Below are 7,490 nucleotides of genomic sequence, written 5' to 3'. Positions count from 1 at the left end.
GGGCGGGGAGCCAGCCGTAGGGTCCGCTGTGCGGACCGACGACCTCTCGGCTCATGGCACGGCCGGGCTTATGATCGAGGTCAATGACCCCATCACAGCATCCCGAGCTGGAGCTTGGCCTCGTCGCTCATCTGGTCCTGGCCCCAGGGCGGGTCCCAGACCAGTTCGACCGCGACCTCGCCGACGCCTTCGACGGCGGCCACCGCGTCCTTGACCATCAGCGGCATCATGCCGGCCACCGGGCAAGACGGCGCGGTGAGGGTCATGTCGATGGCCACGTCGCCGTTGTCGCTGATGTCGATGGTGTAGATCAGACCCAGGTCATAGATGTTGATCGGGATCTCGGGGTCATAGACGCCGCGGATGGCTTCGATGATGGGTTCGCGCAACTCCTGCGCGTCCATCCGCTCGACCACCACATCCACGGGATGCGGGGCTTCTTCCGGCGGTGCCTCGTGTCGCCCGAAACCCGCGAAGCGAGCCAAACGGTTCATAGGGAGACCTCTTCTGCTACTGCTGCGGCGTGCCTAGCCAATTGCGGTTTAATCCAACGGGGCCTGCTCAAGCAGCCGCCCGACCTGCTCCGTGACCTGCTCACGCAGCGCCTCGGGCACCAGCGCGTCCAGGATCTCCCCGGCGAATCCCAGGCACAGCAGGCGCCGGGCGCGCGCGGCACTGATCCCGCGGGAGCGCAGATAAAACAATTGCTCCGGGTCGATCTGGCCGACCGTGGTGCCGTGGCTGCACTTCACATCGTCGGCGTTGATCTGGAGTTGGGGCTTGGTGTCGACCTCCGCCCCCTCACACAGGAGCAGGTTGCGGTTGGTCATGGCCGCATCGGTCTTCTGGGCGTCCCGGACGACCCGCACCAGACCGTCGAACACCGCCCGCCCCTTGCCGTAGAGGATGCCCTTGAAGTTCTCGCGGCTCGTGCATTGGGGCAACTGATGCTCGACGTCCAGGTGGAAGTCCATCAACTGGCCGTCACCGGCGAGATAGAGCCCCTGCAGGTCGCACTCGGCGTGCTCCCCGGCAAAGCGCACACACAGGTCGGTGCGCGCCCAGGAGGCACCCAGGCCCACATTGAGGCCCTGATAACGGCTCGCGGTACCGAGGCGAAGATAAAGCCCGCTCAAGTGGAAGGCGCGCGCACTCTCCGCCTGGATGCGCTGGTGGGTAAGGAGCGCATCCCGGCCCAGCGTGATCTCCACCACCGCATTGGTGCAGTAGAGCGAGTCACCGAGGCTCAGATAGCGCTCGATCAGGTTGGCCTGGGCACCGTCTCCCAGGGCGATGAGATGGCGGGGCTGGGCGACCCGGGGCTCGTCCATCCCGACCGACAGGTGAATGAGTTCGATCGGCCGCTCCAGGCGGGCGCCGCGCTCCAGGAGGACGACCAGACCATCGTCCAGGCCGGCGGTATTGAGCGCCGCGAACAGTGGCTGCGCGTCCCCGACCACGCCGTTGAGCCGCCCCTGCAATGCGTCCGGGTCCGACTTGAGCAGGGCCGCCAGTCCCGCGATCCGCACCCCAACCGGCAGGTCGTGCAGATCGGATAGTCCCGGCATGAAGCGGCCGTTGACCATCAGCACCCGGTAGCTCTCAAGCCCCGGGATCAGCAGGTCTTCGAGGTCCTCGCGCTGCACCGCGGTGAGCGACTCGGCGGTGGGAACGAAGCCCTGTGCCAGGAGCCGCGTCAGGCTGGTATAGCGCCAGTTCTCCGCCTTGTTGCCGGGGATGCCCTGGGTCTCGACCCGGGCGCGCGCCTGGGCGCGCTGGGCCTCCAGCCAGCCCGAGGGGACGGTATCGGCGGTCGGGGCCGCCGCGAGCCAGGGGAGCAGGCCCTTGTCGAGTGCCGCAGTCATGCCGCCTCCTCACCAAGCCAGCCGTAACCCTTTTCCTCCAGTTCCAGGGCCAGTTCCTTGCCGCCGGAGCGAATGATCCGGCCATGTGCCAACACATGCACAAAGTCTGGCTCGATATAGTCCAGGAGGCGTTGGTAGTGGGTGACCAGAATCACCGAACGCTCGGGGCTGCGCAGGGCATTGACCCCATCGGCGACGATGCGCAGGGCATCGATATCCAGCCCCGAGTCGGTCTCGTCGAGGATAGCGAGTTTGGGTTCCAGGAGCGCCATCTGGAAGATCTCGTTGCGCTTCTTCTCCCCGCCCGAGAAGCCGAAATTGACCGGGCGCTTCAGCAGTGAGTCGTCCAGGTGCAGGACCTTGAGCCGCTCCTTCATCAGGCGCAGGAACGCCACCGCGTCCAGTTCCGGCTGCCCGCGGGCGCTGCGAATGGCGTTCAGGGCCGCCTTGAGGAAATAGGTGTTGTTCACCCCGGGCAATTCGACCGGATATTGGAAGGCAAGGAACAGGCCCAGGTGGGCACGCTCCTCGGGCGTCAAGGCGAGCAGGTCCCGGCCCTCGAAGGTCACGCTGCCGCCGGTGACCGTATAGCCCTCGCGACCCGACAGGACATGGGCGAAGGTGCTCTTGCCGGAGCCGTTGGGGCCCATGATGGCGTGCACCTCACCGCGGCCGACCTCCAGGTCGAGCCCCTTCAGGATCTCCTTCTCGCCGACCTTGGCCCTCAGGCCCTTGACAGACAACATCTGGAATCTCCTAAGCTGTAAGGAACGGTTCATGAGTAAGTCAGACAAATCCATTAGGGAGTGTTACTAGCGTCGTTGTCGTTGTCGTTGTCGTTGTCGTTGTCGTTGTCGTTGTCGTTGTCGTTGTCGTTGTCGAGGTTATCGTAGCACCTCGGATTCTCTCGCACTCGAAATTGCATCGCTTCTCCGATTACGACAACGACAACCGAACGTGTTTGTGTTTAACTTGTTCTTGACTCGTTACTCAGCGGGTGCGCGCGGCGCTCCCTACGCGCGTTGGCCCGGTCCCGGCCGAAACGATGATCGAGGCCATGCATATCTCCGACCGCTGCCCTCCCCTTCAGCCCACGGCCCCCTCGAGGCTGATGCTCAAGAGCTTCTGCGCCTCGACCGCGAATTCCATCGGCAGTTGCTTGAAGACCTCTTTGCAGAAACCGTTGACGATCATCGCGACGGCATCCTCCGCGGTCAGCCCCCGGGAGCGGCAGTAGAAGAGCTGGTCATCGCTGATCTTGGAGGTCGTCGCCTCATGCTCCAATTGCGCCGTCGGGTTCTTGACCTCGATATAAGGGACCGTGTGCGCGGCACAGCGCGCCCCGATCAGGAGCGAATCGCACTGGGTGTGGTTACGCGCACCCGCCGCCTTGGCGGCGATACGCACCAGGCCGCGATAGGTCTGCTCGCCCTCCCCGGCCGCGATCCCCTTGGAGACGATGGTGGAACTGGTGTTGCGCCCGAGATGGATCATCTTGGTGCCGGTGTCGGCCTGCTGGCGACCCTTGGTGACGGCCACCGAGTAGAACTCCCCCACCGAGTCGTCGCCGCGCAGGAGACAACTGGGGTACTTCCAGGTGATGGCAGAGCCGGTCTCCACCTGGGTCCAGGAGATCTTGGAGCGGGCGCCGCGGCAGTCCCCGCGCTTGGTCACGAAGTTGTAGATGCCGCCGCGGCCCGCCGCGTCTCCCGGATACCAGTTCTGGACCGTGGAATATTTGATCTGCGCGTCATCCATGGCGATCAGTTCCACCACCGCCGCGTGCAGTTGGTTCTCGTCGCGCATGGGGGCGGTGCAACCCTCCAGATAGCTGACGTAGCTGCCGGCCTCGGCGATGATCAGGGTGCGCTCGAACTGCCCGGTGTTGCGGGCATTGATGCGGAAATAGGTGCTGAGCTCCATGGGGCAGCGCACCCCCTTGGGGATGTAGACGAAGGTGCCGTCACTGAAGACCGCGGCATTGAGCGCGGCATAGAAATTGTCCGTGTGGGGGACGACGGAGCCCAGGTGCTGCCGCACCAGCTCGGGATAGTCGTGGACCGCCTCGGAGATGGCGCAGAAGATCACGCCTGCCTCCGCGAGCTTGACACGGAAGGTCGTGGCTACCGAGACACTGTCGAAGACGGCGTCCACGGCGATCCCGGACAGCGCCATCTGCTCCTCGATCGGGATGCCGAGCTTGTTGTAGGTCTCAAGCAAGGCCGGATCGATCTCGTCCAGGCTCTTGGGTCCGTCGTTCGACTTGGGGGCCGAGAAGTAGGAGATCGCCTGGAAGTCGATCGCCGGATAGTGGACCTGCGCCCACGCGGGGGTCGCCATGGTCTGCCAGTGCCGGAAGGCCCGCAGCCGGTAGTCCAGCATAAAGTCGGGCTCACCCTTGCGCGCGGAGATGGCACGCACCACCCCCTCGTCCAGACCGGGCGGGAGGGTGTCGGACTCGATCTCGGTGACAAACCCGTGCTCGTACTCGGAGGCGACGAGCGCTTCAACGGCTGGACTTGCGGCTATCACACTGGGGCTCCGGATGCTTGGGGTGCCAATTTCTCAGCAGATTACTAGGTTTTAGATATACGACTCTCGCGCCAGGTTTCAACACCCGCAACGCTGCGGCATCGCCTCGTCGCATCCCTAGTCCGTCAGGGCCCGTTCCAGGATGCGCCGGACCTCGGCCTCCAGTTCCGTGGCACGGCTCTCGCCGGGGCTGCCCTTGGCCATGACCGACAGACGTGGGAGCACGATATAGCTGGTCCCGTCGCGCTCGAACACGGTCAGATGCAGGGGATACAGGGCCAACAGGTCCGGGTCCGCGTTGGCGAGGGCGTTGGTCCACTCCAGATTCCCGAAGGCCAGGGCGCGCACCGTGCCGAGCCGATTGCGGTTGTAATCCGCCCCCTGTTGATCGGCATTGTCGGCCATCCGCTCGCCCAGGTTGGCCTCATGCACCACCCAGAACCGCGCGGCCTCCAGGGCCTTGTAGATCCGGTCATAGACCGCGTCGGCCTGGAGCGGTGTCTGTAGCCGCAGGACCCCCGCGGGGGCGGCGCCGACACTCCCGGGCCAGAGGACAACCAAGAGGGCGAGCCACCAGTGCTTCATTCGGATTACTCTCACCAACTTAAGGTTCGCGACCGGACGCAGCGTCGCGCCCACACCACGCCAAGGCGCAAGCGGTCAGTCTGAACGCGGTCCGGCCTATGGTAAAGTCCGCGTGCGCGGATTGATAGGCGGGCGGCGCCGTTGCCGAACCGGCCGGTGCCGACACACCCCGCACCAGTGGTTTCCCGGCACGTCGGGGCCCTCGCCCCGCGGCCCGGGATCGAGTCCGTCCGCCCCCATCCGCCCTCGACTGTCCACCAACGGAGAATCCCGATGCCCTTGCCGCAGACCGCCCAGGCCCCTCACCGACAGGCCCGACCGCTCGCCCTGGTCGTTGCCCTGAAGATGGGGGCGATCGCGCTGATCGCACTCCTCGTCGGTTGCGGCCACTGGCCCTTCGAGCAGCAGTCGCCGGGCCCCGCCCGACCCGCAAGCCAGGACTGCCGCGCCCGCTGCGACCTCCAGAAAACCCAGTGCCAACAGCGTCAGCAGACCCGCGAACAGGGGTGTGCGCAGCACTACACCAGCGCCAAGGCGGACTATGGCCTGTGCCTCAAGACCGGTAACCGCAACTGTCGGGCACCCTACACCTGCCTGGGTGCTGACCTGGGGATCTGCCAGCAGGAATACGAGCCGTGCCTGAGCGCCTGCAGCGCACGCGGCGCCCAGCCGATTCCCGTCGGGGCCGGTACTGCGGCCGCGGCGCCCGCACCGCCCCCGGAGATCGCCATCACCCCCGCACCGCCGCCCATGCTCGCGCCGACCCCCACACCGAAGGTCGAGAAGACCCCCGCCCCGGCCCCCAAGGCCACCAAGACCCCTCCCGCGACCCCGACGGTCGAGAAGACGGGCGGCGCGGCTGGCTGAAAGGGGTCGTGGCGCGGGCAGGCGCCGCGGCGCACCGGCGCCCCGGCCCGCGGGCGCGACAGCAACCGTTGGGTGCGTACCCTTTTTGTCCCAGCCTGGTAGAATCCGCACCACCGCGGCCGGGCCTCCCGAAGGCCGCGAGCAGCGCATTGCGACCGGGGCCGGCAGGTTCCCGGTCGCCTCGACCACCACACCTGAGGACCACGAGCATGGCCGAACTCTTTTCCGCCGACTGGATGAACGAACTCAAAGACGCCTGGAACGACGAGCCGGAGGTGCGCGACAAACTGGCCGAGATTGGCTTCAACTCGGTGATCTACTGCGGATTCAAGAACGAGGAGGACCCCCGCGGCCTGTTCGTGGTGGAAAACGGCGTGTGCGTACGCGCCGGCTCCTGGTCCAACACCGAGCCGCCCGCCAACTGGGACATGCGCGCGGATCTCAAGGACTGGCTCAAGTGGGTCGAGAACGGCATCGGCATGGCCGGCATGGGCATCGCCTTCGCCACCGGCAAGCTCAAGTTCAAGGTCGGCGACTACAAGGCCATCCTCAAGGACCCGCGCATGGCCAACCCCTTCGTCAAGAGCTTCGGGCTGATGCAGATCATCGGGGCGGACGAGCTCGGCTGATACTGATAAGGGCGTGGGATGGGGCATCCGTGGCACTCAAGGCCGTGCACCACGCCCTTTCAGTTGAGCAGTTTCTTGGCGGCACTCCCCGGATTGGGCTGCGTTGGGGCGGGCGTTCGGGTCCTTTCGGAGTCCAGGCGACCAGCCCGTGCCGCGGCGCGATTCCAGCGACGGTGGGCTGGCCCGGCGGCGCTCCGGCAGCGCTTTGGGTCTGATAATTATTCGCGCATCCAATGCCTTAGGCAGTTTCCGAACAACCGCGTACACCTGGGTGACGACCAAGGGGATCCCTGGATACACGGTCGGGCGGTTCTGGAGGTTCAAAGGGGATGACGCGGACGCCTGGGCGCGCGAGGACCGAGCCGCCTCCGGCAGTGATGACTTTGACGACAGGGGGACACGCAATGGCTAAGGCAGCCACCAGGCAGGACCACAGCGCAGACGACACCGATCCTGGAGACCTGGCGCCGGAGCGGGCCCTTGATGAGGGCAAGCTCTTCGACTACATCACCGGAAGGGCGGTCAAGGACAACGACAAGGAGCAGGTACGCCAGCGCATCGCCCGCGCCATCATCCATGAGTACGGCATCGCGGCCGAAGACATGGAGCCGGACTTCAAGGTCAAGGTCTCCGGCAAGAACCGCAAGGTAGACATCGGCATCTTCCGGCCGGGCGCGGCACACAAGGCCGAGAACCTCTATCGCATCGTGATCGTGGAGAAGGAGCCCAAGGTCGTCACCAAGGGCGCCTACCGCATGCGTGACCCGGACGAGGCGAGCAAGGAGTTCGCGCTGCTGGATGCGGTGATGTCCGAGGTCGAGAGCTGCAAATATAGCCTCTGGACCAACGGCCTGGAGTTCTTCTTCTTCCAGAAGGAAGTCACGCGCTTCGACATTCTGTTCAACCCCATCGGCGACTGGCCCATGGGTGACGACACCATCGGCACGCGCGAGGCCGCCTCGCTCGCCCGGATGCGCCGGGCGGACCCCGCGATGCTGCGCACCGCCTTCCG

At 65.7% G+C, this 7,490-nt stretch carries 9 protein-coding genes; 3 read left to right on the top strand and 6 right to left on the bottom strand.

Annotation, left to right across the window (positions count from 1 at the left end; genetic code table 11):
* Positions 1–92: 92 nt before the first annotated feature.
* The 6 genes from QZY48_RS22045 to QZY48_RS22020 form a co-directional block, all read right to left on the bottom strand.
* Positions 93–494: an SUF system Fe-S cluster assembly protein gene (locus tag QZY48_RS22045; protein WP_295435181.1), complete on the bottom strand. Its 402-nt coding sequence runs from the start codon at positions 492–494 to the stop codon at positions 93–95.
* A 48-nt stretch (positions 495–542) separates the two neighbouring features.
* Entirely contained in the window at positions 543–1,865 is a 1,323-nt protein-coding gene (sufD, locus tag QZY48_RS22040; RefSeq protein ID WP_295435180.1) for a Fe-S cluster assembly protein SufD, read from the bottom strand.
* Positions 1,862–2,611, bottom strand: a complete 750-nt coding sequence (gene sufC / locus QZY48_RS22035) for a Fe-S cluster assembly ATPase SufC (RefSeq protein WP_295435178.1) — start codon at positions 2,609–2,611, stop codon at positions 1,862–1,864. The genes sufD and sufC overlap by 4 nt, the downstream gene beginning before the upstream one ends.
* A 53-nt stretch (positions 2,612–2,664) precedes the next feature.
* On the bottom strand, positions 2,665–2,790 hold the full coding sequence (locus QZY48_RS22030) for a hypothetical protein (protein WP_295435176.1): 126 nt from the start codon (positions 2,788–2,790) through the stop codon (positions 2,665–2,667).
* Between the two features lie 161 nt (positions 2,791–2,951).
* Positions 2,952–4,394, bottom strand: a complete 1,443-nt coding sequence (gene sufB, locus QZY48_RS22025; RefSeq protein WP_295435182.1) for a Fe-S cluster assembly protein SufB — start codon at positions 4,392–4,394, stop codon at positions 2,952–2,954.
* A 120-nt stretch (positions 4,395–4,514) separates the two neighbouring features.
* Positions 4,515–4,982 carry a hypothetical protein gene (locus QZY48_RS22020; RefSeq protein ID WP_295435174.1) on the bottom strand — a complete coding sequence of 156 codons (468 nt, stop codon included), beginning with the start codon at positions 4,980–4,982 and terminating at the stop codon, positions 4,515–4,517.
* A gap of 273 nt (positions 4,983–5,255) precedes the next feature.
* On the opposite strand from QZY48_RS22020, the gene QZY48_RS22015 reads away from it, so the two are divergent.
* The 3 genes from QZY48_RS22015 to QZY48_RS22005 all read left to right on the top strand — a co-directional run.
* Positions 5,256–5,849 carry a hypothetical protein gene (locus QZY48_RS22015; protein WP_295435172.1) on the top strand — a complete coding sequence of 198 codons (594 nt, stop codon included), beginning with the start codon at positions 5,256–5,258 and terminating at the stop codon, positions 5,847–5,849.
* Positions 5,850–6,058: 209 nt separating this feature from the next.
* On the top strand, positions 6,059–6,478 hold the full coding sequence (locus QZY48_RS22010; protein ID WP_100918486.1) for an SCP2 sterol-binding domain-containing protein: 420 nt from the start codon (positions 6,059–6,061) through the stop codon (positions 6,476–6,478).
* A gap of 404 nt (positions 6,479–6,882) precedes the next feature.
* On the top strand, positions 6,883–7,490 hold a 608-nt coding region (locus tag QZY48_RS22005; protein ID WP_295435170.1), incomplete at its 3' end, for a type I restriction enzyme HsdR N-terminal domain-containing protein.

This window comes from uncultured Thiodictyon sp., assembly GCF_903828115.1.
Classification (GTDB): domain Bacteria; phylum Pseudomonadota; class Gammaproteobacteria; order Chromatiales; family Chromatiaceae; genus Thiodictyon.
The sequence above is the reverse complement of the archived record's forward strand: the minus strand, read 5'-3'. Positions and strand labels throughout refer to the sequence as shown.